General features: G+C 48.2%; 24 protein-coding genes and 1 riboswitch. Of the genes, 1 reads left to right on the top strand and 23 read right to left on the bottom strand.

All coding sequences use genetic code 11. From position 1 onward, the window contains the following. Nucleotides 1-24 precede the first annotated feature (24 nt). From atpD to AC58UW_RS21575, 12 genes are all read right to left on the bottom strand, one after another. The gene (gene atpD, locus AC58UW_RS21630) at nt 25-1,422 is read right to left on the bottom strand and encodes a F0F1 ATP synthase subunit beta (protein ID WP_497422675.1); all 1,398 of its coding nucleotides are present in this window, start codon (nt 1,420-1,422) and stop codon (nt 25-27) included. A 49-nt stretch (nt 1,423-1,471) separates the two neighbouring features. After that, complete coding sequence (gene atpG, locus AC58UW_RS21625; protein WP_497422674.1) at nt 1,472-2,329, bottom strand: ATP synthase F1 subunit gamma; 858 nt, start codon at nt 2,327-2,329, stop codon at nt 1,472-1,474. 130 nt (nt 2,330-2,459) lie between these two features. Next, nucleotides 2,460-3,974, bottom strand: coding sequence for a F0F1 ATP synthase subunit alpha (gene atpA / locus AC58UW_RS21620; protein ID WP_497422673.1), 1,515 nt, complete (start codon nt 3,972-3,974; stop codon nt 2,460-2,462). A 33-nt stretch (nt 3,975-4,007) separates the two neighbouring features. Then, nucleotides 4,008-4,541, bottom strand: a complete 534-nt coding sequence (locus AC58UW_RS21615) for a F0F1 ATP synthase subunit delta (RefSeq protein ID WP_145668579.1) — start codon at nt 4,539-4,541, stop codon at nt 4,008-4,010. Further along, the gene (gene atpF, locus AC58UW_RS21610; protein ID WP_145668580.1) at nt 4,538-5,023 is read right to left on the bottom strand and encodes a F0F1 ATP synthase subunit B; all 486 of its coding nucleotides are present in this window, start codon (nt 5,021-5,023) and stop codon (nt 4,538-4,540) included. The genes AC58UW_RS21615 and atpF overlap by 4 nt, the downstream gene beginning before the upstream one ends. Nucleotides 5,024-5,101: 78 nt before the next feature. Further along, nucleotides 5,102-5,326 (bottom strand): F0F1 ATP synthase subunit C, encoded by a 225-nt coding sequence (atpE, locus tag AC58UW_RS21605; RefSeq protein WP_028556930.1) that lies wholly within the window; start codon nt 5,324-5,326, stop codon nt 5,102-5,104. A 77-nt stretch (nt 5,327-5,403) separates the two neighbouring features. After that, nucleotides 5,404-6,108 (bottom strand): F0F1 ATP synthase subunit A, encoded by a 705-nt coding sequence (gene atpB, locus AC58UW_RS21600; RefSeq protein WP_240159598.1) that lies wholly within the window; start codon nt 6,106-6,108, stop codon nt 5,404-5,406. 24 nt (nt 6,109-6,132) lie between these two features. Continuing rightward, entirely contained in the window at nt 6,133-6,513 is a 381-nt protein-coding gene (locus AC58UW_RS21595; RefSeq protein WP_497422672.1) for an ATP synthase subunit I, read from the bottom strand. After that, nucleotides 6,513-6,734 (bottom strand): AtpZ/AtpI family protein, encoded by a 222-nt coding sequence (locus AC58UW_RS21590; protein WP_497422671.1) that lies wholly within the window; start codon nt 6,732-6,734, stop codon nt 6,513-6,515. Before AC58UW_RS21590 ends, AC58UW_RS21595 begins: the two co-directional genes overlap by 1 nt. Nucleotides 6,735-6,958: 224 nt before the next feature. After that, a complete protein-coding gene (wecB, locus tag AC58UW_RS21585; RefSeq protein ID WP_497422670.1) occupies nt 6,959-8,095 on the bottom strand; it encodes a non-hydrolyzing UDP-N-acetylglucosamine 2-epimerase in 1,137 nt (378 codons plus the stop codon). 24 nt (nt 8,096-8,119) lie between these two features. Further along, complete coding sequence (upp, locus tag AC58UW_RS21580; RefSeq protein WP_477498360.1) at nt 8,120-8,749, bottom strand: uracil phosphoribosyltransferase; 630 nt, start codon at nt 8,747-8,749, stop codon at nt 8,120-8,122. Nucleotides 8,750-8,935: 186 nt separating this feature from the next. Further along, a complete protein-coding gene (locus AC58UW_RS21575; RefSeq protein WP_497422669.1) occupies nt 8,936-10,762 on the bottom strand; it encodes an ABC transporter substrate-binding protein in 1,827 nt (608 codons plus the stop codon). A gap of 184 nt (nt 10,763-10,946) precedes the next feature. On the opposite strand from AC58UW_RS21575, the gene AC58UW_RS21570 reads away from it, so the two are divergent. Continuing rightward, on the top strand, nt 10,947-12,224 hold the full coding sequence (locus AC58UW_RS21570; RefSeq protein ID WP_497422668.1) for an MFS transporter: 1,278 nt from the start codon (nt 10,947-10,949) through the stop codon (nt 12,222-12,224). Nucleotides 12,225-12,288: 64 nt separating this feature from the next. Here the strand turns inward: AC58UW_RS21570 and glyA are convergent, their stop codons facing one another. The 11 genes from glyA to AC58UW_RS21515 form a co-directional block, all read right to left on the bottom strand. Further along, nucleotides 12,289-13,539 (bottom strand): serine hydroxymethyltransferase, encoded by a 1,251-nt coding sequence (glyA, locus tag AC58UW_RS21565; protein ID WP_497422667.1) that lies wholly within the window; start codon nt 13,537-13,539, stop codon nt 12,289-12,291. A 42-nt stretch (nt 13,540-13,581) separates the two neighbouring features. Continuing rightward, on the bottom strand, nt 13,582-14,187 hold the full coding sequence (locus tag AC58UW_RS21560) for a TIGR01440 family protein (protein WP_497422666.1): 606 nt from the start codon (nt 14,185-14,187) through the stop codon (nt 13,582-13,584). 11 nt (nt 14,188-14,198) lie between these two features. After that, nucleotides 14,199-14,657, bottom strand: a complete 459-nt coding sequence (gene rpiB / locus AC58UW_RS21555) for a ribose 5-phosphate isomerase B (RefSeq protein WP_497422665.1) — start codon at nt 14,655-14,657, stop codon at nt 14,199-14,201. A 103-nt stretch (nt 14,658-14,760) separates the two neighbouring features. Continuing rightward, nucleotides 14,761-14,841, bottom strand: a riboswitch (ZMP/ZTP riboswitch). 56 nt (nt 14,842-14,897) lie between these two features. Further along, on the bottom strand, nt 14,898-15,500 hold the full coding sequence (locus tag AC58UW_RS21550; protein ID WP_497422664.1) for a low molecular weight protein arginine phosphatase: 603 nt from the start codon (nt 15,498-15,500) through the stop codon (nt 14,898-14,900). A 61-nt stretch (nt 15,501-15,561) separates the two neighbouring features. Then, nucleotides 15,562-16,122 carry a manganese efflux pump MntP gene (locus tag AC58UW_RS21545; protein WP_497422663.1) on the bottom strand — a complete coding sequence of 187 codons (561 nt, stop codon included), beginning with the start codon at nt 16,120-16,122 and terminating at the stop codon, nt 15,562-15,564. A gap of 64 nt (nt 16,123-16,186) precedes the next feature. Next, nucleotides 16,187-17,254 (bottom strand): L-threonylcarbamoyladenylate synthase, encoded by a 1,068-nt coding sequence (locus tag AC58UW_RS21540; protein WP_497422662.1) that lies wholly within the window; start codon nt 17,252-17,254, stop codon nt 16,187-16,189. A 63-nt stretch (nt 17,255-17,317) separates the two neighbouring features. After that, on the bottom strand, nt 17,318-18,079 hold the full coding sequence (gene spoIIR / locus AC58UW_RS21535; protein ID WP_497422661.1) for a stage II sporulation protein R: 762 nt from the start codon (nt 18,077-18,079) through the stop codon (nt 17,318-17,320). A 372-nt stretch (nt 18,080-18,451) separates the two neighbouring features. Next, a complete protein-coding gene (prmC, locus tag AC58UW_RS21530) occupies nt 18,452-19,342 on the bottom strand; it encodes a peptide chain release factor N(5)-glutamine methyltransferase (protein ID WP_497422660.1) in 891 nt (296 codons plus the stop codon). Further along, entirely contained in the window at nt 19,339-20,415 is a 1,077-nt protein-coding gene (gene prfA, locus AC58UW_RS21525; RefSeq protein ID WP_497422659.1) for a peptide chain release factor 1, read from the bottom strand. The genes prmC and prfA overlap by 4 nt, the downstream gene beginning before the upstream one ends. A 32-nt stretch (nt 20,416-20,447) precedes the next feature. Next, the gene (gene ychF, locus AC58UW_RS21520; protein WP_167055315.1) at nt 20,448-21,548 is read right to left on the bottom strand and encodes a redox-regulated ATPase YchF; all 1,101 of its coding nucleotides are present in this window, start codon (nt 21,546-21,548) and stop codon (nt 20,448-20,450) included. Nucleotides 21,549-21,626: 78 nt separating this feature from the next. Next, nucleotides 21,627-22,361, bottom strand: coding sequence for a PilZ domain-containing protein (locus AC58UW_RS21515; RefSeq protein ID WP_497422658.1), 735 nt, complete (start codon nt 22,359-22,361; stop codon nt 21,627-21,629). Nucleotides 22,362-22,379 lie beyond the last annotated feature (18 nt).

The following is a 22,379-nucleotide window of genomic DNA, read 5'->3' as shown; positions in this document are numbered from 1 at the left end:
ACGCGCAGTTTACCAAAGGTAACCTTACAGCGTTTTCGCTTTCTCGATTGCGTCCTCAATCGTACCTACGTTGTGGAACGCTACTTCAGGAAGGTTGTCGTGCTTACCTTCAAGAACTTCTTTGAAGCTGCGCACAGTTTCTTTCAATGGCACATACAAGCCCGGGAAACCGTTGAACGGCTCAGCAACGTGAAGCGGCTGAGACAAGAACAGACGGAGACGGCGCGCACGAGTAACAACTAGTTTATCCTCATCGGACAACTCATCCATACCCAAGATCGCGATAATATCCAGAAGCTCTTTGTAACGTTGAAGAACTTGTTTAACACCTTGTGCTACTTTATAGTGCTCTTCGCCCAGAATTTCTGGCGTCAAGATACGGGAAGAGGAAGCAAGTGGATCTACCGCTGGGAAGATACCCGCAGCTGCGATACTACGCTCCAAGTTCGTTGTCGCGTCTAAGTGAGCGAACGCTGTAGCTGGAGCTGGATCTGTATAGTCATCCGCAGGAACGTAAATCGCTTGAATCGAAGTTACGGAACCTTTTTTCGTGGATGTAATACGCTCTTGCAATTGACCCATTTCTGTAGCCAATGTCGGTTGGTAACCTACCGCAGATGGCATACGTCCAAGCAAAGCCGAAACCTCGGAACCTGCTTGTGTGAAACGGAAGATGTTGTCTACGAACAGAAGAACGTCTCTGCCTTCAACATCACGGAAATACTCAGCCATTGTCAAACCAGTCAAAGCTACGCGAAGACGCGCGCCTGGAGGCTCGTTCATTTGACCGAATACCATCGCTGTTTTCTCGATAACGCCGGAGTCTTTCATCTCGTGGTAAAGGTCATTACCTTCACGAGTACGCTCACCAACGCCTGCGAAAACGGAGATACCGCCGTGCTCTTGCGCAATGTTGTGAATCAACTCTTGCATGGTTACGGTTTTACCTACACCCGCACCACCGAAGAGACCGATTTTACCACCTTTTGCGTAAGGAGCCATAAGGTCAATAACTTTAATTCCTGTTTCAAGAACTTCTGATTTCGTGGATAAGCTCTCGAAAGGAGGAGCTTCTTTGTGAATTGGACTAGTCAACGTACGGTCAACCGTTTCGATCCCATCAATAGGATCTCCAACAACGTTGAACACGCGTCCCAAAGTTGCTGCACCTACAGGTACAGTAATTGGAACTCCTGTGTCAGTAGCTTCAGCGCCACGCACAAGTCCGTCAGTGGAAGACATCGCTACGCAACGAACGAGGTTGTCACCAAGGTGAACCGCCGCTTCAACCGTAATCGTAACCGATTTTCCGCCTTCATTTTTTTCAATCTTGATTGCATTCAGAATTTCAGGGAGTTGTCCGCGTCCGAACTCAATGTCGACGACAGGCCCTGTAATATTCACAACGCGCCCTTTGCTCATGGTTTCCCTCCTAAGAAAAGCTTCGCCTCTAAGCGAGGCGTTTTATCAATTAAGCGTTCGCGTTCGCGCCGCTGACGATTTCCGCAATTTCTTGCGTAATGGCAGCTTGACGTGCACGGTTGTATGCTAATGTGTAGCTGCTGATCATCTTCGTTGCATTTTTCGTTGCGGAGTTCATCGCTGTCATTCTCGCACCGAACTCACTTGCTTTACCTTCCAATACTGCGCTGTAAATAATTGTTTCCGCATATTTAGGCAGCAACACTTCTAGAACGCCTTCTGCTGACGGCTCGTACTCGTAACTAGCCGTTGAAGCACCTTTTACATCTTCCATAGGAAGCAAGCGAACCATGGTTGGTATCTGACTAATTGCATTTTGGAATTTGTTGTACACCAAGAACAATTGGTCGTACGCGCCCTTCTCAAAATTAGCAACAGCAGAAGCAGCAATTGATTTAATATCCGAGAACTTCGGAGAATCCGGAAGTCCTGTAACTTCTTGAACGATCTCAACATTACGTTTCTTGAAGAAATTGCTACCTTTACGTCCGATTACGAAAACAGCATATTCCGACGGGGATTGATGTCTTTCGCGAATCTCCGTCATAGCTTTCCGCAATACGTTTGCGTTGTAGCCTCCAGCCAAACCACGATCCGAAGTGATTACCAAGTAAGCGGTTTTCTTCACTTCGCGTGTTTGCAGCATTGGGTGTTTCACACCCTTGGAGCCTGCAGCAATGCTAGCCACTACTTCTTTCAGCTTATCCGAGTAAGGACGAGCCGCTTCCGCAGCTTGCTGAGCTCGACGCAAGTTCGCAGCTGCAACCATCTCCATCGCGCGCGTAATTTGCTTCGTGTTTTGTGTCGATTTGATTTGGCGCTTAATCTCGCGCATTCCTTTTGCCATACCTGTCACCTCTCTTTTGAGGCTTTGGAAAGCCTTCATTCGAAGGCCTGATCTCAGGCAGCTTGCACCCAATCTCAGGCATAAACGGAGTACCTGGCTTTTCACGAAGAAAAGCGCAGGTATTCAAATTTTATTCAGAAACTGCGAAGCTCTTTTTGAATGTGTTGATAGCATCAACCAGCGCTTTGTCGTTATCCGCAGTAATATCTTTGGTATCACGAATGCTGTTCAAAATTTCCGTACGGTTGGATTCCAAGTAAGCCAAGAATTGCGCTTCAAAACGAGTTACGTCTTGTACTGGAATGTCATCCAAGTGGCCTTTAACAACCGTGTACAGGGAGCAAACTTGTTTCTCTAGGGAAAGCGGCTGATGCACGCCTTGCTTCAAGATTTCGAGTGTGCGAACCCCACGATCAAGGCGGGCTTTTGTTGCTCTATCAAGATCAGAACCGAACGCTGCGAAGGCAGCAAGCTCACGGTATTGAGCCAAGTCTACACGCAGTGTACCGGCAACTTTTTTCATTGCTTTCGTTTGAGCGGAGCCCCCTACACGGGATACAGAGTTACCAACGTTAACCGCTGGACGCTGACCGGAGTAGAACAGGTCGGACTCAAGGAAGATTTGACCGTCCGTAATGGAAATTACGTTCGTCGGAATGTAAGCGGAGATGTCGCCTGCTTGTGTCTCGATGAATGGAAGTGCCGTAATCGAACCGCCACCAAGCTCATCGTTCAATTTCGCAGCGCGCTCCAGCAAACGGGAGTGCAAGTAGAATACGTCACCTGGGTATGCTTCGCGACCTGGTGGACGACGTAGCAAGAGGGACAACTCACGGTATGCAGCCGCTTGTTTGGACAAATCATCGTATACGATCAATACGTGCTCGCCTTTGTACATGAAGTACTCGCCCATTGCGCAGCCTGAATATGGAGCCAACCAAAGCATTGGTGAAGGCTCGGAAGCAGATGCTGTTACAACGATTGTGTAGTCCAAAGCGCCAGCAGCACGAAGTTTTTCAACAACGCCTACGACTGTGGATTGTTTTTGACCGATTGCAACGTAGATACATTTAACGCCGTTGCCTTTTTGGTTCAGGATCGCATCGATCGCAATCGCTGTTTTACCTGTTTGACGGTCACCGATGATCAACTCACGCTGACCACGGCCAACTGGAACCATCGCGTCAATCGCTTTGATACCTGTTTGCATTGGCTCATGAACGGATTTACGAGCCATAACGCCTGGAGCCATGTTCTCTACAGGGCGGAATTCTGTTGTAGCAATAGGTCCTTGACCATCAACGGGTTGACCCAAGGAGTTAACAACACGGCCGAGCAAAGCTTCCCCTACAGGAACCTCCATGATACGACCTGTGCGTTTTACTGGATCGCCTTCACGGATATCTTTGTAAGGTCCGAGAATAACGATACCTACGTTGCTTTCTTCAAGGTTAAACGCGTAGCCCAAAACGCCATTTGAAAACTCAAGCAATTCGCCTGCCATTACGTTTTCCAAACCATGAGCACGAGCGATACCGTCCCCAACTTGAATGACTGTACCTACATCAACCACTTGCATATCGGATTTATAGTTTTCAATCTGTTGCTTAATCAATGAGCTGATTTCTTCAGGTTTGATACTCAACGAACGTCACCCCTATTCTTACAGTGCTTGTTATTAAACCAGTGCTTTGGATAGGCGATCTAGCTTGCCTGCCAAACTTCCATCATATAAACGGTCTCCAATACGCACTTGAATGCCGCCGAGCAGCTTAGGCTCAACAACAGTCTCAACACGAATTGTTTTTCCCGTAATTTTGCTGAAATGTGATGCAATTTCCGCTTGTTGAGCTTCTGTCAGCGTAAAAGCGGCATAAATCGTTGCACTCGCTTGTCCAAGCGCTTCATTCGCAATCTTCACATAATCGCCCACAAGAGCGGACAAAATGGCTTGTCTTCCTTTATCAATCAAGACCAGCAGCGTGTTCCACACCGGCTCGGAAACTTTGCCTTCAAAAATCTGCTTCAGCAGGTCCGTTTTGACGGTGTTCCCGATGTTCGGATGGTTCAGGAACTTCTGCAAGTCTGCATTGTCCCTAATCGCACTAGCTACAGATTTCAGCTCTTCTTCGACTTGGGAAATAATTCCTTTATCTTTGGCTACCTCAAAAAGAGCTCTGGCATAACGCTTCGCTACGACGATGTCACTCATACGTTGCCTCCTACCTCTTTGAGGTAATGCTCAACCAATTGCTCTTGTGACTTTTCGTCGATTTGCTTTTCAATAATTTTGGAGGCAATCAGAACGGACATCGCGCCAACTTGGCTGCGAAGAGCGGCAACCGCTTTGTTCTTCTCGTTCTCGATATCTTTTAAAGCTTCATCTTTCAGACGAGCTGCTTCTGCTCCAGCTGCACGAACAATATCATCAGCTTGTTTAGAGCCTGTTTGTTTCGCTTGCTCGATGATATCGTATGCTTCCTTACGCATTTGTTGCAGAGCTTGTTTTTGTTCCTCTAACAGTTGATCAGCTTGCTTGCGGCTCGCTTCAGCTGTTTGAATTTGATCTTTAACTAATTGTCTGCGTTTCTCCATCATGCCGAACAAAGGGCCGAACGCAAACTTGGAAAGTAGCACGTATAAAATTAAGAACGCGATAAGTTGAATCCAAAATGTGGACCATTCAATATGCAAGTAACGTCACTCCCTTCTGATAACGTGGGCAAAACGAAGGCGTGGTGGCGACTACGGCCATCCCCGCCAAACGGTTTCTTAAGCTTTCCCCATAAAGATGAACGCAAGTACCAATGCAACGACCGGCATTGCCTCTACTAGACCTACCCCGATAAACATAGTTGTTTGAAGCGTACCACGTAGTTCTGGTTGACGGGAAATACCTTCCAAAGCGCGACCTACGATCAAACCGTTACCAATACCTGCACCTAGTGCTCCTAAACCGAATACGATACCTGCTGCTACTAATGCTATTGCTCCCATTGATAAAATCCTCCCTTAAACTCTTAGGTTTGTTTTGTGTATAAGTGACTCGAGACTACCCGAGGTAAGTCTTACTCTTAATGTTCTTCATGGATCAACGTTTGTGAGATGTAAACCATTGTTAGCATTGTAAATACGAACGCTTGAATCGCACCTACGAACACACTGAAGCCCTGCCATACAAAGAGTGGTGCAATTCCAAACCAACCAGCTCCGATGATGACAGATATCATAATTTCACCTGCATAAATGTTACCGTAAAGACGGAAAGCGAGCGTAAGCGGCTTTGATACGACTTCAATCAAATGAAGGATCAACATTGCCCCTTTGTACTCAAAGTAATGCGCGAAGTAATGCTTCGTGTTACGCGTTATGCCTAAGTAGTGACTTAGTACGATAACGATAACCGTTAGTGCTCCTGTTACAGCGATATCAGCGGTCGGTGATTTCCACCATGACACATGATCTTCCGTTACGATTGAGAAAGGAAGGCCGAGCATGTTGCCGATAAAGATGTACATAATGAGCGTAAGACCAAGCGCGATAAAGCCTTTGCCATGCTTAGAACCGATCGTACTTCCAATGATGCCTTCTACAAATTCAATCGTCCATTCCATGAAGTTTTGAATTTTCGAAGGATTCGTTACGGATGCACGGCTAGCCCCTGCGATTGCAAGGATAAGCACGATAATAGTGGTAATTCCGATCATCATAAGTGCTGATGCGTCGAAGTGAATACCTAACCACTCAAATTCTGGTACGTGATGTTCCATGTTTTCCATTTTCACCCCTTTCATCGAATGGAATTACTTCTTAGACTTCCTAATAGAAAGAATACCCAGTACGAGTGTTGCCAATTGAGCAAAAAAGTATCCAATAATCGTCGTGGTTAAAGCGACATGTTCCGGATACCGAACGGCAACCAAACCTGCGAAGCCAGCAATTGCTGCTCTTGTCAGAAAACCTAGGGTCACCTTGCGCCCTTTCTGCTCTATCGCAGCTGCTGCCAACTTGTTAATCTTCCAGGCCAAGAACCTTGCATTGATCATACTCACGATAGATCCAAGCATAATGCCGGCAAAGTAAACCCGGTAATCGACAAGAAGCGCCCATGCAGCCAAACAAAAGGATAAAAAGAAAAGAAACACATTTTGAACCGTTTTCAGAGTGGCTGAAAATTCATCCATCATAGCCCTCCGTACCGCTTTATCATGAAGTAAATGCTAATGATTCCGGTTACAAGCCCTAGCAGAAATCCGCCTAACAACCAGAATTGCCCACCTAGTACGCGTGTCAGCCAATCACCGAACAAGTATCCGGCTCCTAAACAAACTGCCAGGTCAATGCCGATCGCACTAGTTAACGCTACTGCTCGCCACGGATTATCATTGGGGTTTTGCCGTTTCATAGCATCCCTCCTGAAGGCTTTCCGCTGAGGAAAACCTGTTTCGTAGACATAGTGCTACGAATCCTCATTTATTGTATCGAAGCAATGCGAGGTTTGTCAATTGACGAAACTTAACAGTCCCCGCAGCCCGAAACTCCTCAGAGCCTTGCGGCTCTAAGGTTTGCGAGTTTCCAAACCAAACAGTCGAACTGTACGCTGTAGCGTTTGTCATGATTTTGTCACGGTTAGAATGTTTCAGGACGCTCCGAGACCTTGCCAAAGTGATGCAGAATCGCTTGAACGATTCTTTGCGATGCTTTACCATCGCCGTAAGGGTTAGCAGATTGGCTCATTTTGTTGTATAAATCTGGATCTGTCAACAGTGCGCGAGCACGCTCGTAGACTTTCTCCTCGTCTGTTCCAACTAACTCCAAAGTGCCCGCTTGAATGCCTTCCGGACGCTCAGTTGTATCACGGAGCACAAGCACCGGCACACCAAAGGACGGCGCTTCCTCTTGAAGACCGCCTGAGTCTGTTAGAATCATATGTGTCTTCGGATAGAAGTTATGGAACTCACTAGCATCGAATGGCTCTACCAGCTTAATGCGTGGGTGGTTGCCTAGAATTTCGTGCGCAGGCTCTTTGACCGCTGGACTCGGGTGCACGGGATAAACGATGGCGATATCTTCAAACTCATCAGCGATACGCTTCACAGCACGGAAAATTTGGCGGTGCGGCTCCCCTTGAGCTTCACGGCGATGCGCTGTCATCAAGATCAGCCTACGGCCTTCAGCCCACTCTAAAACAGGGTGTTCGAAGGATTCCTGCACCGTATATTGAAAAACATCCGTAACTGTATTCCCTGTTACATAGATTTGAGATTCCGATTTATTTTCTTTGCGCAAATTGTCAGCTGATTGCTGTGTTGGTGCAAAATGCAGATCCGCCAAAACGCCCGTCAATTGACGGTTCATTTCTTCCGGATATGGCGACATTTTGTTCCACGTACGAAGACCCGCTTCGACATGTCCAACTTGGATTTGCTGCATAAATGCCGCATAGCTGGCAAGGAATGTTGTCAGCGTATCGCCGTGCACGAGAATCAGATCCGGCTTCGCCTCTTGGAAGACAGGCTCCAAGCCTTGCAGTACACGCATCGTAATTTCATTCAGCGTCTGACGGTCTTTCATGACGTTAAGGTCATAATCCGGTGTAATTTTGAAAATGTCGAGCACTTGATCTAACATCTGGCGATGCTGAGCCGTCACGCAAACGAGAGACTCGATATGTTCAGGATGCTTCTCCAGCTCCTTAATTAGCGGAGCCATTTTAATCGCTTCAGGTCTAGTTCCGAAGATCGTAATGACTTTCAAACGTTTCATTGGTTCTTCTCCCCCATCGTAAGCTTATTTTGTGCCGAATAGACGATCTCCCGCATCTCCCAATCCAGGTACGATATAGCCATGATCATTCAAGTAGTCATCCACGGCCGCCACATAAATATCCACATCGGGATGCTCTTGTTGAACCGCTTTGATTCCTTCTGGCGCAGCGATTAAACACATCAGCTTCATTTGTGTGCAGCCTCTGCGTTTCAACACTTCAATCGCTGCATTCGCTGAACCGCCTGTTGCGAGCATAGGGTCGATCACAATGAGCTCCCGCTCCAGGACATCCGTCGGCAGCTTCACATAATATTCGACAGGCTGCAGCGTGTCCGGATCACGGTATAGACCAACATGTCCTACTTTTGCAGCTGGAATCAGTTTAAGCACACCGTCAACCATTCCTAATCCTGCGCGCAAAATAGGAATAAGCCCCAGCATTCTTCCGGAAATAATCCGGCAATTCGCCGTTGTTACTGGTGTTTTCACCTGAACATGCTCAAGCGGAATATCTCTCGTAATCTCATAAGCCATTAAAGTCGCCACTTCATCTACGAGCTCCCGAAAATCTTTCGTTTTGGTATTCTCATCCCGAATAAAGGTTAGCTTATGTTGGATAAGCGGATGATCACAAATAAATAACTTCCCCATAATTTCCTCCTAAAAAACAACAATGTTATATGTATTTTACCCATTTTAGCGTCAAGGTACGACAAACCTCGTTCATTATATCATATGTTATCCAACTTATCCTCCGAAAAACCAAACCTACCATGAATATCCTTATTTACATAAAAAACCGCCTGAGAGCATCTCCCAAGCGGCTTAGCGTCTGATCTATTCTTCCACGGGCTCCGGACGGTACCAGATGTTTTTGAAATCGAACCATCCCAGCGTATTGAACGCTATGCCTTGTAAATGAGGGCTGTACACCAATTGCTGCGTTGTATGCAAAAGGAATAGGACGGCGCAGTTATTTGATACTAAATCTTGCATGCTGCGAATTCGTTGCAGACGCGCCTGGCTGTCAGGCTCATTTTCAATAGCAGCAACGGTATCATCAAAAACTTGCCGCTGCTCATCCGTTGCACAGGCACGAACCGCTAGGTTGCCTACTTTATACATCTCTACTAAACAGCGAGCCTCGTCATCATCCGCAACAACTCCGCCTATGATGACATCGGCCTCTATCAGCAGCGGCACCTTTGTCATTTGCTCAAAGGTATACATTTTCAGTATAACGGGAATACCCACTTCCTGACAGCGAGCATGAATCCATTCGGCTTGAGGCTGGTTCTTCAGTGTAAATATCATGGTAATGGGTTCACCTTGATATCCGCATTCTCTGAGCAGCTCCCTCGCCCGCTCTGGCTGATGATCGTCAGGCTCATCTGCCGGCGAATCCGACGGCAAGAAATCGGCAGCAGGCCTCGCGTGATAAAGGCCTAGTTCCTTTATCAATCCGCAGCGGTTCAGGATAAGCTGAATAGCCTGACGGAATTGCAACGCTTGCTGGGGACCATTTTTGCGAAAGTTGAACACAACCGTGCTGGAGCCCAGCATCATCACTTCTTTTTTAAACCAGTGCGCGGGGGCAGGCTGTTTATAATGGTTAAGCTTCCCCATCTGGAAATTCAACTGCTGCCATCTTCGTTCACTGACGTTATCCGGAACATAGAGCAGCTCGATGCGATCCAAATGAGCGCACTCCTTGTAGTAATCCTCGAAAGCCTCTAACGTTACGCCTCCCGCATCGTGTCTCGTAATCCGGAAAGGACCTGTGCCAACCGGCAGCATGCTGGTATCTGCAACCTTACTCGCACTGTAAACATCAGCAGGAACAATCGCTGCCTGGTAGGAACCAACATAGTGTGGGAGCATATAATTCGGCGCATCAAACTCCATGCGAACTGTCAACCGGTCGACTGCGCGAATTTCTTTTACGGATTTCAACAACCAACGATTCGGTGAATCCTCTGTGCCGAGCGAACGCAGCCGATTCAATGAAAACACAACATCGTCTGCCGTCAGCTCCCGGCCGTGATGGAATCGCACCCTTTTTCGCAAATAAAAGGTCCATATCGTCGCATTGGCATTGCATGCCCACTCATGAGCCAAGCCCGGCTCTAGACTGCCGCATAGCGGATTGAAATAGAGCAGCGTGTCAAAGGCTTGCTTCACAAAATGGAGATCTCGCGAGAATAGGACATCGACAGGATCTAGCGTCAACACACGAATCTGCATCGGCAGGCGCAGGGTTTCAGGATTTCCCGACTCACAGTTGCCTTTATATCCGAAATAACTGCCGAGCCAGGCCAGGAATCGATCCATTACACTCCCGTCTAAGCCTTCCATTTGAAACAAACTCATCGCATGGTTCAAGTTTCCCTGTTCAACATGGATCTTGGCTTCCGCCATCAGAACATCCTCTGCTGGAACCAGAAACCGAATCGTCGAGCGGTGTCCGCGGCCCCGCCCCGGCGTCCATACAATCCAACCCATTTCGGTCATTTTGCGAATCAAAATTTTCACATTGCGTTCCGTACAATACAGGTATCCGGAAATTTCTTCAACGGAGACAGGCACGTCCATATACGTGTGGGGGATCTGTGAAACACGCGTTATTGATGTTTTCAACTGCGCATATTGCAAGGCAAGCTGCATGAAAGTCCCCTCCTTTTACACGAATTACCAAAGAGTATAGTTCTGCCTTGCCATTTCGTCAACCGTCTGCAGATGGGATAAAAGGTGAAAGTTTTCCATTGCTCTGTACACTTTTTAACTCATGGTCATTTGTTATGATGGGTGAACACAGACGTTGACGATACGATGAAATAGGTGATTGCGCATGACATTCTTTCAATTCCATCCTAATGTGCGACTGCGCATTGCTCTAAGCTTTCTGACCAACATACTCAGCAATATGGTCATTCCATTCATGTCAATTTATTTTGCGCGTAAACTTGGCACGACCATCGCCGGCACAGCGACAACCATCTCGATTACTGTGGCTCTAATCAGCGCCACGATTGGCGGTCATTACGCCGACCGGGTCGGACGCAAAAAAATGATGCTAATCGGGGAAGGCGTTGCCCTGCTGGCTTATGTCATCATGACCTTCGCCAATTCGCCGATCTGGCATTCCGCAGGACTCACGCTCCTCATGACAGTGATCAGCACAGCATCTTGGGGGCTAAGCAAGCCCGCTGTGGAAGCCATGTTGATTGATGTATCAGGACCCGATACTCGCAAAGCCATCTATCGGATCAATTATTGGTCCAACAATCTGGCCATTTCCGTTGCGGGGATGATTGGTGGTTTCTTCTTTAGCGACTACCTCTTTGAGCTTTTATTTGTTGCTAGCGGAATGTCACTCGTTGCGCTTCTGGTAACAACCTTTTTCATGACAGAAACGATGCCAGCCGAAGTAATTAAGATTAATGATGACGGAGTTCAACCTTCAAGTCCTAAACGTATATCTATGTATACTCGGTATAAAGAGGTACTGCGCGACCGCAGATTCCTCATCTATCTAATCTCCAGTGTACTCATCGTCTCGGTCGAAATGAATTTAAACGGCTATATCGGTATCCGGCTCGCTCAAGATATCCATCACACGCCTTGGTTTCCAGGCATGTCAGCCACCATAGACGGTCTGCCGCTAGTCGGCGTCCTACGAACGGAGAATACGCTTGCCGTTGTCCTGCTCTCCCTCTTTGTTGGCCGCCTGCTCAAAGGAAATTCTGACACCAGAATGATGCTATTCGCCATGTTTCTTAACGTGGCCGGCTATACCTACCTTGTATTCGGCAGCCAACCGATGATGCTTATGCTGCTTATGCTCATTGCCACTATAGGAGAACTGACCTATGTACCTTTAAAACAATCGCTGCTTGTACAACTTGTCCCCGACCACGCCCGCAGCTCCTATATGGCACTCAGCAGCATGACGAATCGCGTTGCCATTATGCTTAGCGGACTGAACATGATCATCGGTGGTTTTCTGCCATCCGGTGCGATGGCGCTGTTCATTCTGCTGACCGGCGTAGCCGGAATTGGCTTGATGGCATCCATTCTGCCGAGCCTGAAGGAAGCGGAGCAAAAGGTGAGTCATGCCGCAGTGTAAAAAAATAAGGGCTGTATCCAAAGGTCGTTGATGACCTCTGATACAGCCCTTTTCTATTTTTTGATTAGTAAGTTAAACCTGGGTACAGCGGATATTGCGACGTCAGATCTTTCACCATGCCGCGAGCTTTCTCAAGCACAGCTTCGTCTTTCGGGCTTTTCAATGTAAGTGCGATTACTTTCGCGATTGTTTGCATAGCTTCTTCATTCATACCGCGGGACGTAACAGCCGGTGTACCTAAGCGGATACCGCTAGTGATGAACGGGCTAGTTGGGTCAAAAGGAATCGCATTTTTGTTCGCCGTAATACCGATTTCATCAAGCACGTGCTCAGCGTCTTTACCTGTAATGTTCAGGTTGCGCAGATCAACCAGCATCAAGTGGTTATCTGTACCGCCGGATACAAGGTTAATGCCTTCAGCTGTCAGTGCAGTCGCCAATGCTTGCGCGTTGTTGATGACGTTTTGACCGTAAGTTTTGAAATCTGGTTGCAGAGCTTCACCGAAGGAAACGGCTTTTGCAGCAATGGTGTGCATCAAAGGACCGCCTTGGGAACCAGGGAATACGGCTTTATCAATCGCTGCTGCCCAAGCTTTGCGCGTAAGAATCATACCGCCGCGAGGACCGCGAAGCGTTTTGTGCGTTGTAGTTGTAACAAAATGTGCATGTGGCACTGGGTTCGGGTGCAAGCCAGCAGCAACTAGACCAGCGATATGCGCCATATCAACGAAGAACAATGCGCCTACATCGTTAGCGATAGAAGCCAGAGCTTCGAAATCAATTGTGCGCGGGTATGCACTTGCACCAGCAACAAGCATGCGAGGCTTATGTTTGAAAGCTGCTTTACGAACATCATCATAGTCGATGCGGAAATCTTTTTCACTTACACCGTAAGCAACGAAGTTGTAAAGAATACCGGAAGCATTAACAGGGCTGCCGTGTGTTAAGTGACCACCATGTGCCAGGTTCATACCTAGAACTGTGTCACCAGGGTTTAGAGCTGCTAGGTAAACAGCCATATTTGCTTGCGCACCAGAGTGCGGTTGAACGTTCGCGTGCTCAGCTCCGAAAAGCTCTTTCGCGCGATCGCGGGCGATATCTTCTACGATGTCTACGTATTCGCAGCCGCCGTAGTATCTTTTGCCTGGGTAACCTTCTGCATATTTGTTTGTCAGCACTGTACCCATTGCTTCAAGGACGGCTTGGCTTACGATGTTTTCAGAAGCGATAAGCTCAATTTTGTCGCGTTGACGACCCAGTTCTAGATTCATTGCTTCTACGATTTTTGGATCTTGTTTGTTTAGAAAGTTTGTCATATGGAATTCCTCCTAAAGGATAGTTGATATCTATAAGTTAGCCTAGCAATCCGCATCTGGCGCGGCTTGCTGATAGAGCTGTTCGGCAGTCTCCGGTGTATAGACAGCTCTTGTGCCACCAATCAGTTTAGGCCGTGTAAACGCCATGGTCACATAAGCATGACCAATATTCCGCACGGGCGGCCGTGCAGGCACAGCAACGCGGCGCAAATGCATCCCGATCAGCGTGCTGCCAATATCAATCCCGGCGTGTGCCTGAATCGTCTCAACGACAACAGGCTTCGCGAAGTGGCGATACGCGTATGAGGCCATTGAACCGCCGGCTTTTGGCACAGGAATGACCGACACAGGCTCAAGCTGAGGGGAGATCGCGAATAGATCTTCCTCGACGATAAGCGCGCGGTTCAAATGTTCGCAGCACTGAAATGCCAAGTGCAAACCGAACTCGCGGCTGATGCGCTGCGCCGTTTCAAAAATCGGCCGAGCTGCATCCAGCGTCCCGGATGTTCCAATCCGATGTCCGAGTATTTCACTCGTGCTTGTACCAATGACCAGAATTTGGCCTGGCCGTAGATTGCCCACCTTAACCAACTCACGAAGATTTGTTTCCAAATCCTCTGCGATCGTGTGAAGTATGGAATTTGTCATTGTGGTCACCCTTATGGATGAATCGCGAAGCGATCTTCAATGCTTTGCAACTTGTTGATGCGGTTCTGGTGACGGACACCTTGTGAAAACTCTGTTTCCAGCCAAATTTTCACGATTTCCTCGGCAACACCCGGTCCGATGACACGCTCGCCTATGGCTAGTACATTCGTATCATTGTGCTCCCGCGTCGCTTTTGCTGAGAATAGATCATGGACCAATGCACAACGGATGCCTGGCACCTTATTCGCGGCGATCGACATCCCGATGCCTGTTCCGCAGATCAGAATCCCCTTGTCAGCTTGGCCTGAGACTACATCGTCGCAAACCTTCATCGCATAATCCGGGTAATCAACGGAATCTGCTGAGCTGCACCCATAATCTATGACCTGATGGCCTAATGATTCAATAAAAGGAATGATAACATCTTTCAAACGGTAGCCTGCATGATCCGCACCTAAGGCAATTTTCATGGATAGAACGCTCCTTTGCTTGTTCGAATTCGACCATTCTATTATATCCCAAAGTCCACCAGAAAACGAAAAAAAGAGCGGACACGCTAGAAATAGCGCGTTGCTCTTTTGCCCAGGCGACCGGCCGTATAGCTCAATGCTCCATTGTGGTTACTCCCACTCGTCGCCAGTTACATTGAGTCTTGCTTGATACATCCATCTTATCGCATTATACGCGAGGTGTAAAGATGTCTCCGCAAATCATTTCCCAGTCTGCGGGTCAACTTTTCGCTCGCGAAGCTTTTTAACCAATTTATCTAAACTTCCGCTAATTTCAACCGCCGTTTGCCGGTAAACCTCCAATGGGCCTCCGAACGGGTCAGAAATATCGTAATCTGGAATTGAATCTTCAAGCAAATAAATCCGATTTCTCTCTTGGGCGGTTACCGTTTGTGAAAGAGCCTGCTTAAGCTGAACTTCCGTCACCAGCTTTTCCCTTTCCTCTATCGCCTGAAGGATCCGATGATCGTCCTCTACATATTCTTTGAGTGTAAAAATCTTATCAATCGAACCTGGGAACCGCTGGATAACCGTACGTTTATGCCCCATCGTCATCGTCAAAATGATATCTGCCCACTTCACTTCAGACTCCTGAATCGCTAATGAACGAATGGACTCTTTGAATCCTGCTTCTTGCAGCAGTGCTGCGCTATTTCGGGAGATCGGAGCGCCCGTCATCGCGGATACTCCTGCTGAACGAACTTCCGCCGCAAGTCCTTCTTGGTGCACCCTGATACGCAGCAAACCTTCGGCTAATGGACTGCGGCACGTATTTCCTGTACAGACAAATAGAATTCGCAACATGTGATCCTCCTAAAGAAACTTTCTAATTAACATAGGCAGAGCCTGCTCCGCCTCTATTGTATCATAGCAAAAACTTGATCCCAAACGCGAGCAAAATAAGCCCGCCAAACGCTTCGCCATACTCCCCAACCCAGCCATTCACCCGTCTGCCGACCAATAATCCGGCTACAGAGAGCAACGCGCCGAACAAACCAAATACAAGCACAGTTAACAGGATATCCGTCGCGAACATCCCCAAGGATACACCTACTGAGAACGAATCTATACTCACACTAAGCGCGAAAATCGTAAGCCCCCATAAAGATCTATAATCAAAAGAAGTTGCTTCCTCTCCGCGGATCGAACTATATATCATATGAGAGCCCAAAAGAATGAGCAAACATCCGCCAGCTGCAGTGGCCACATTACCAAGCAGGAGCGAGACATATTGTCCCATAAACATGCCCATTAATGGCATTATGATGTGAAAAATACCAATCACAATGCTTATTTTTAAAATATCCACCAAGCGAATCCCTTTCATGCCGATACCAATTCCCAAGGAAAAAGCATCCAAACCCAAGGCTATCGCCATGATGAATATGGTGATTGTCTGTCCAAATTCAACGCCAGTTACGAGCATAAGTGCTGTCCCCCTTGTCCGCTTTCTTAACCAAGATATGCGGACAAACTGGGAATCATGCTAGCTAAACACGTACAAGCCGATGACCGGCTGCCTTGCGCAGACGATTCATAATCGCCTGACCAATACCCGTTTCCGGACAACCTTCTGCGGCAATATACTGAATCTCTTGCTGATCAAATTGCCTTAATGCAGCATACAACTCCTGGGCAATTGTTTCTGGCTCAGCTAACGAGCCGCAGGCAATGACCAAATCAGCTTCAAATTGAGAGGCTCTTTCATCAAAAGTAAGGATACCCGTCGATTCCCCTCGCTCCATAGCGGCATGAATGTCGCGCTGAATCCAAGCAGCCACTGCAGCTGCGTCGTCTCCATATACAATATGCATGTATCCTTTTGGCGCGTAATGCGTATACTTCATCCCCGGAGCCCTGGGTGTTTCCGAAACCTGCACATCTCCCTGTTCAGCCTCATGAATTCGAATAGCTGGCAACGTGGCCTGCAGCTGCTCTGCCGTAACGCCGCCTGGGCGCAAAATATATAGCTGGCCGTCTAAAAGCTGAATTACCGTCGATTCAACACCGACACCCGTCCCGCCACCATCCACAATACCTCCGATTCGACCGTCAAGATCTTCTCGAACATGTGATGCCTGTGTTGGACTCGGTCGGCCAGAACTGTTGGCGCTTGGTGCTGCAATAGGAAGTTCTGTTTTGCGAAGCAGCTCCAGGGCCACAGGATGATCAGGTATACGTACGCCTACCGTCATAAGACCGGCCGTCACCAACGGTGAAATGCTGCCTGTTTTCACAGGCAGCACGATAGTAAGAGGGCCAGGCCAGAAAGCCTCCATGAGCCTATGATGATCAGGTGTGACACTGCCCGGCTCGATGAGATCTGAGAGCTGCCCGGCATCCGCGATGTGGACGATCAGTGGATTATCCGACGGCCGTCCTTTGGCTGAGAAAATACGTTCTACCGCAGAAGTATTCGTAGCATCAGCACCGAGGCCGTATACCGTTTCCGTAGGGAAAGCTACAGTGTTTCCGTCCCGCAGAAGCGCTGCGGCATCTGATAATTCTCCACCCCTGCTACTAACCCTATCCGGGTCCACTTTCCAGTACTTTGTCACGATCTATCATCCTTACTTCCAAAATGAAATTGTAGTTACTAATTAAATTCACTAAACCACATACTAACTAAACCATGAAACGATCTTTTTAGTCATTTCCCAGATGAAAAATTTCACTTTGGGCTGTGAGTCTGCTGCAGTAGCAACTGTAACAGGCTGCACTTGCTCTTCCGTGCTTGCTTTCATCTCTTTAATTTGTTCGACCGTTGGTTGAGCTACTTTACTGTCTTTTGCTTTTGCTGTTGGTGCAGGTGAAGTTTTATTCTTGTCTTGGCCCTCTGTTTTGGCTACAACAGCGGTGGCTGCCACCGCTTCTCCTGAAACAGAATCTACAAAGCAAAGCGGCGGAAACAACACACACCACCAATTCTGACCTTCCCCACTGCCAATCATGACGCGAAGCGCCTCATAATCACCAGCAGGGTAAACTTCGTTACCGTACATTTTCGTTGGAAAAGGGACTTTGCCAAGTTCGACCGTATGTGTATAACGATAACCACGGGATTCAATCATTTGTCCGACAAGCGCATCGAACTCCGGCAAATGAGCCAAAACTACCGCTCTAGCTTCATCCAGAGAGTGCGGACCAACAACCCAGTCCTGCATACGCACAATAATCGCATCTCGAATTTCGCGTTTCAGTGCTTGATCTTGCGCAGAATCAGAGTTTGCTAGAATGCGTAAACGAATCGATTCTTCCGGTATTGTAGGCGAAATAACCGCCGCATTCGTACGATTGGATTCCCAACTAGTTATCATAACAATAAGTGCAAAAGCCACGAATAATAAGTGCTTGAATGAATGACGATCCGTTCTTTTTACCATGAGGAAAAGCCCCTTTCCCTTCGCTTCTACTAGCCAGTATAGGCAAAAAGAGGAGAGGCTAAACCTAGCAATCTATTTAAATTTGGTAGAATTGATAGAGTTGTAAGAGTGAAACCAGAATTCCGCTCATCTTAAGGGAACTGGAGTCCTCTATTGCGAGGAGAACGGGCTGTTTCCTCTTTCTGGGGAACTACAGGGTCTTATTTAAGCCCTATGGCACGTTTTTCAAGCCAAAGCCGCAATATAGCGGACCATAGTTCCCTTACAGGTGGAAGACGTGCCTTTGCAAGCGAATAGCGGACTATAGTTCCCTAATAGCCGAGTGAGTACAGATCAAGTGAGTACAGATCAAGTGAGTACAGAGCAAGAGCCCTAAAGCTCCCGCGCCCGGATCGCGATCACGTGGCGATCAATCCCCTGGAGATCCGGCACGAACCGGATCTCCTCCCAATCCGCGGCGGCGCGAAGCATCGCCGCCACAGCCTCCGCCTGCCCGATGCCGACCTCGAACCCGACCACAGTCGGGATTCGCGGCAAGAGCGGCAGCTGCCCAATCATCCGGCGGTACAGGTCGAGACCCTCGACACCGCCGAACAAAGCCGTGTGCGGCTCGAACAGCCGCACCTCCGGCATCAGCGCCGGGAGCTCGCCATCAGGAATATACGGTGGGTTAGACACCAGTATATCCGGAGCGATCCGGCGCTCCATATAAGGCTCGAGGAGGTCGCCTTCGAGCCACTCCACCCGCGCAGCCACGCCGTGGCGCTGCGCGTTCGAGCGGGCCATCTCCAGCGCTGCCGCGGAGATGTCGCTGGCGGCCACGCGCCAGTCCGGGCGCGCGTGAGCAACGGTCACCGGGATAATGCCGCTCCCGGTGCCAACATCCGCAAGCAGCGGAGCGCCTTGCGGGAACAGACGCGAGCCCTCGCGGAGCAAAGCCTCCACGAGCAGCTCTGTCTCCGGCCGCGGAATCAGCACCGCCGGGCTAACCGCGAACGTAAGGCCGTAGAAATCTTGCTCGCCGATTACATACTGTACCGGCTCACCCGCGGCCTTCCTCTCCACCAGCTGGCGCCAAGCGCCCTCCAGCTCAGCTGGGAACTGTTCCTGGAAGCGGAACAGCAACTCAGTCCGACTGCAGCCCAGGAGGTGCTGCAGCAGAAGCTCCACACAGGAAGCCGCCTCGGCTACGCCCAGCTTCCCTAAAAAAGAAGAAGCCTCTACATAGGCTTCTCTAATCGTCCTCGAGGCAGTCGGTCTCACATTGCCTGCTCCCCTTTATCTAAAGCATCGGACTGTGCAGCAATGGTTAATGCAGAAACAATCTCCGCCATATCGCCGTTTAGGACAGTTTCCAAACGATGCAAAGTCAAACCAATCCGGTGATCCGTGATACGGCTTTGTGGGAAGTTATACGTGCGAATTCGCTCCGAACGGTCACCTGTACCGACTTTGCTTTTACGTTCGCCTGAGTATTTCGCTTCCTCTTCTTCACGTATCTTATCCGAAATCCGTGCGCGCAGTACGCGAAGCGCTTGCTCCTTATTGGAGTTTTGCGATTTGCCGTCCTGACAAGTTGCAACAATGCCCGTAGGCACGTGCGTCACGCGAACTGCTGATTTCGTCGTATTAACGGACTGACCGCCCGCTCCGCTCGAACAGAAGGTATCTACGCGAATATCCGCGTCATTAATAATGATCTCAACTTCTTCCGCCTCAGGCATCACGACCACTGTCGAAGTGGAAGTATGAATACGTCCGCCTGATTCTGTTACTGGAATACGTTGTACACGGTGCGCTCCGCTCTCAAACTTCAGCTTACTAAAAGCGCCTTTCCCTGTGATCATGAAAATAATCTCTTTAAATCCGCCCAAATCGTTGACGGAAGCATCAAGAATTTCCGTTCTCCAGCCTTGCCCGTCCGCATAGCGGGTATACATACGGTAAAGATCGCCTGCGAACAAAGCCGCTTCATCGCCGCCTGCCGCTCCGCGAATTTCAACGATGACGTTCTTGTCGTCATTCGGATCTTTTGGCATCATGAGCACTCTGAGTTGTTCTTCCAGATTAGCCGATTGCTCGCTAAGCTCGTCGATCTCCATTTTAACCATTTCGCGCATTTCATCATCCAGCTTCTCGTTCTGCATCGCTTTCGCGTCTGCCAGCTGCTCGCTCACGCTCTTATATTCATTATAAGCATCGTAGGCTTCCTGAAGATCAGATTGTTCCTTCGAATACTCTCTAAGTTTCTTTGTGTCACTTGTCACATCCGGGTCACACAGCAGCTCGCTTAATTTCTCATAGCGGTCCACAATGGACTGAAGTCGATCCAACATAACGGATCACTCCTTTCTTTATTTTTCATTTATTAAACATTAAATCGGAAATGCATAACGTCGCCGTCATTCACCACGTACTCTTTACCTTCCAGACGCACTTGCCCTTTTTCCTTCGCGCCATTCATGGAGCCAGCCGTTACCAAATCCGTATAAGACACAACCTCGGCACGAATAAATCCACGCTCGAAATCGGTATGAATCACACCAGCCGCTTGAGGAGCTTTCGTTCCTTTGCGGATTGTCCAAGCTCTTACTTCCTGCACCCCAGCTGTAAAATACGTATACAAGCCAAGCTTGCGATAAGCGGCTTTAATCAATCTATTCAAGCCGGACTCTTGAAGTCCCAACTCTTCGAGGAACATCGCTTTTTCTTCATCTTCGAGCTCAGCAATCTCAGACTCCACCTTCGCGCTGATCGAAACAACTTCGTTGTTTTCTTTCTCCGCGTACTCCTTAACGATTTTGACGAATGGATTCTCATCTGCTGTGGATACTTCGTCTTCGCTCACATTGGCCGCATAAAGGACCGGCTTCATTGTCAGCAAGTGTAGATCGCGGACGAGCAGCTTCTCATCATCGCTCAAATCGATGCTGCGCGCTGGCAGATCGTTATAAAGAGCTTCCTTGATGCGTTCCAGACACTCAACCTCGGCTACAACTTTCTTGTCGCCGCCCTTCAGGTTTTTGCGGGAGCGCTCGATCTTTTTCTCAACGGACTCAATATCAGCCAAAATCAATTCGAGATTAATCGTCTCGATATCGCCAATCGGATCTACTTTACCGGAGACGTGAGTAATATTATCATCCTCAAAACAACGGACAACATGCACAATGGCATCCACTTCGCGAATATGTGCCAAAAATTTATTTCCAAGCCCTTCGCCTTTGCTCGCGCCCTTCACCAAACCCGCAATATCCACGAATTCAAAGGCTGTCGGAACAATGCTCTTAGGGACAATCATCTCTACCAGCTTGTGCAATCTCTCGTCCGGTACTTCAACTACCCCAACATTCGGATCTATCGTACAGAACGGATAGTTTGCAGATTCTGCCCCCGCCTGTGTAATTGCATTAAACAATGTCGATTTTCCTACGTTCGGTAGACCGACGATACCTGCTTTCAAAGCCATCGTAGTTACAACTCCTTAATTTTCGAAAATCATCCTTCTTATTATATAGTACTTGGAACGCAAAAAAAAGCCTGTAGGCTACTGATTAGCCGCAGACTTTTTTTCCAGTGCCTTTTTTGTTTCATTTTCCCGCTTCTGGACGAAGTAGGTTTCTATCTGATTTTTTAAAATAAATCCGCGCAGCGCGTTCGTTTTCTCTTCTGGGATGCTGATAAAACTTGCCCCGTAGTAATAGCTGTCATTCGTTTTCTCTTGCCGAACAATTTCCATTGTACATGGCACCAAAAAGCCCAAAATCAACTCTACTTCAAGTTGAGAATTCTTTTGAATGACTTTCTCAAGCATCACATTTTCATTAATCGTGAATCCCAGGCCATTAACGGATAGATTTTTGATAGAGAACCGAATCGGTGTTTCAAACTGATGTTTAAGTCTCTTGTTTCTGTCTTGAATTCCGAAAAGAAGCCCTTCATTCTTCACATCTACGCGAGGGAACTCCCGCTTCTCCGTAAACTTCCTGCGATTTTCAGGGGGATTCAGGACAATTAATGAGCCCCGATCTTTGGCCACAACTGCCGTATCCATAACAAACAGCCCGGATTTCGTGTATACCGTCATTTTACACTTATCTCCCAGCGCAAAAACATCATATTCCGGCAGCTCCACTTCAATGATGTCACCGAGTGCGTAAGTCAACACGCCAGTGGCTACGAAATCTTCCTTGCTCAGCATCGCTTTGCTGTCAATCATCACTTCAGCGTCGTATCCTTCCTTGCTGCCGTAAAACTTCGCTGATTTTTGTCTGCTAACCATTTCGTTAATTACCCCTCC

It is taken from the genome of Paenibacillus sp. J22R160, assembly GCF_059692135.1.
This window is presented reverse-complemented; position numbering and strand designations above follow the sequence as displayed.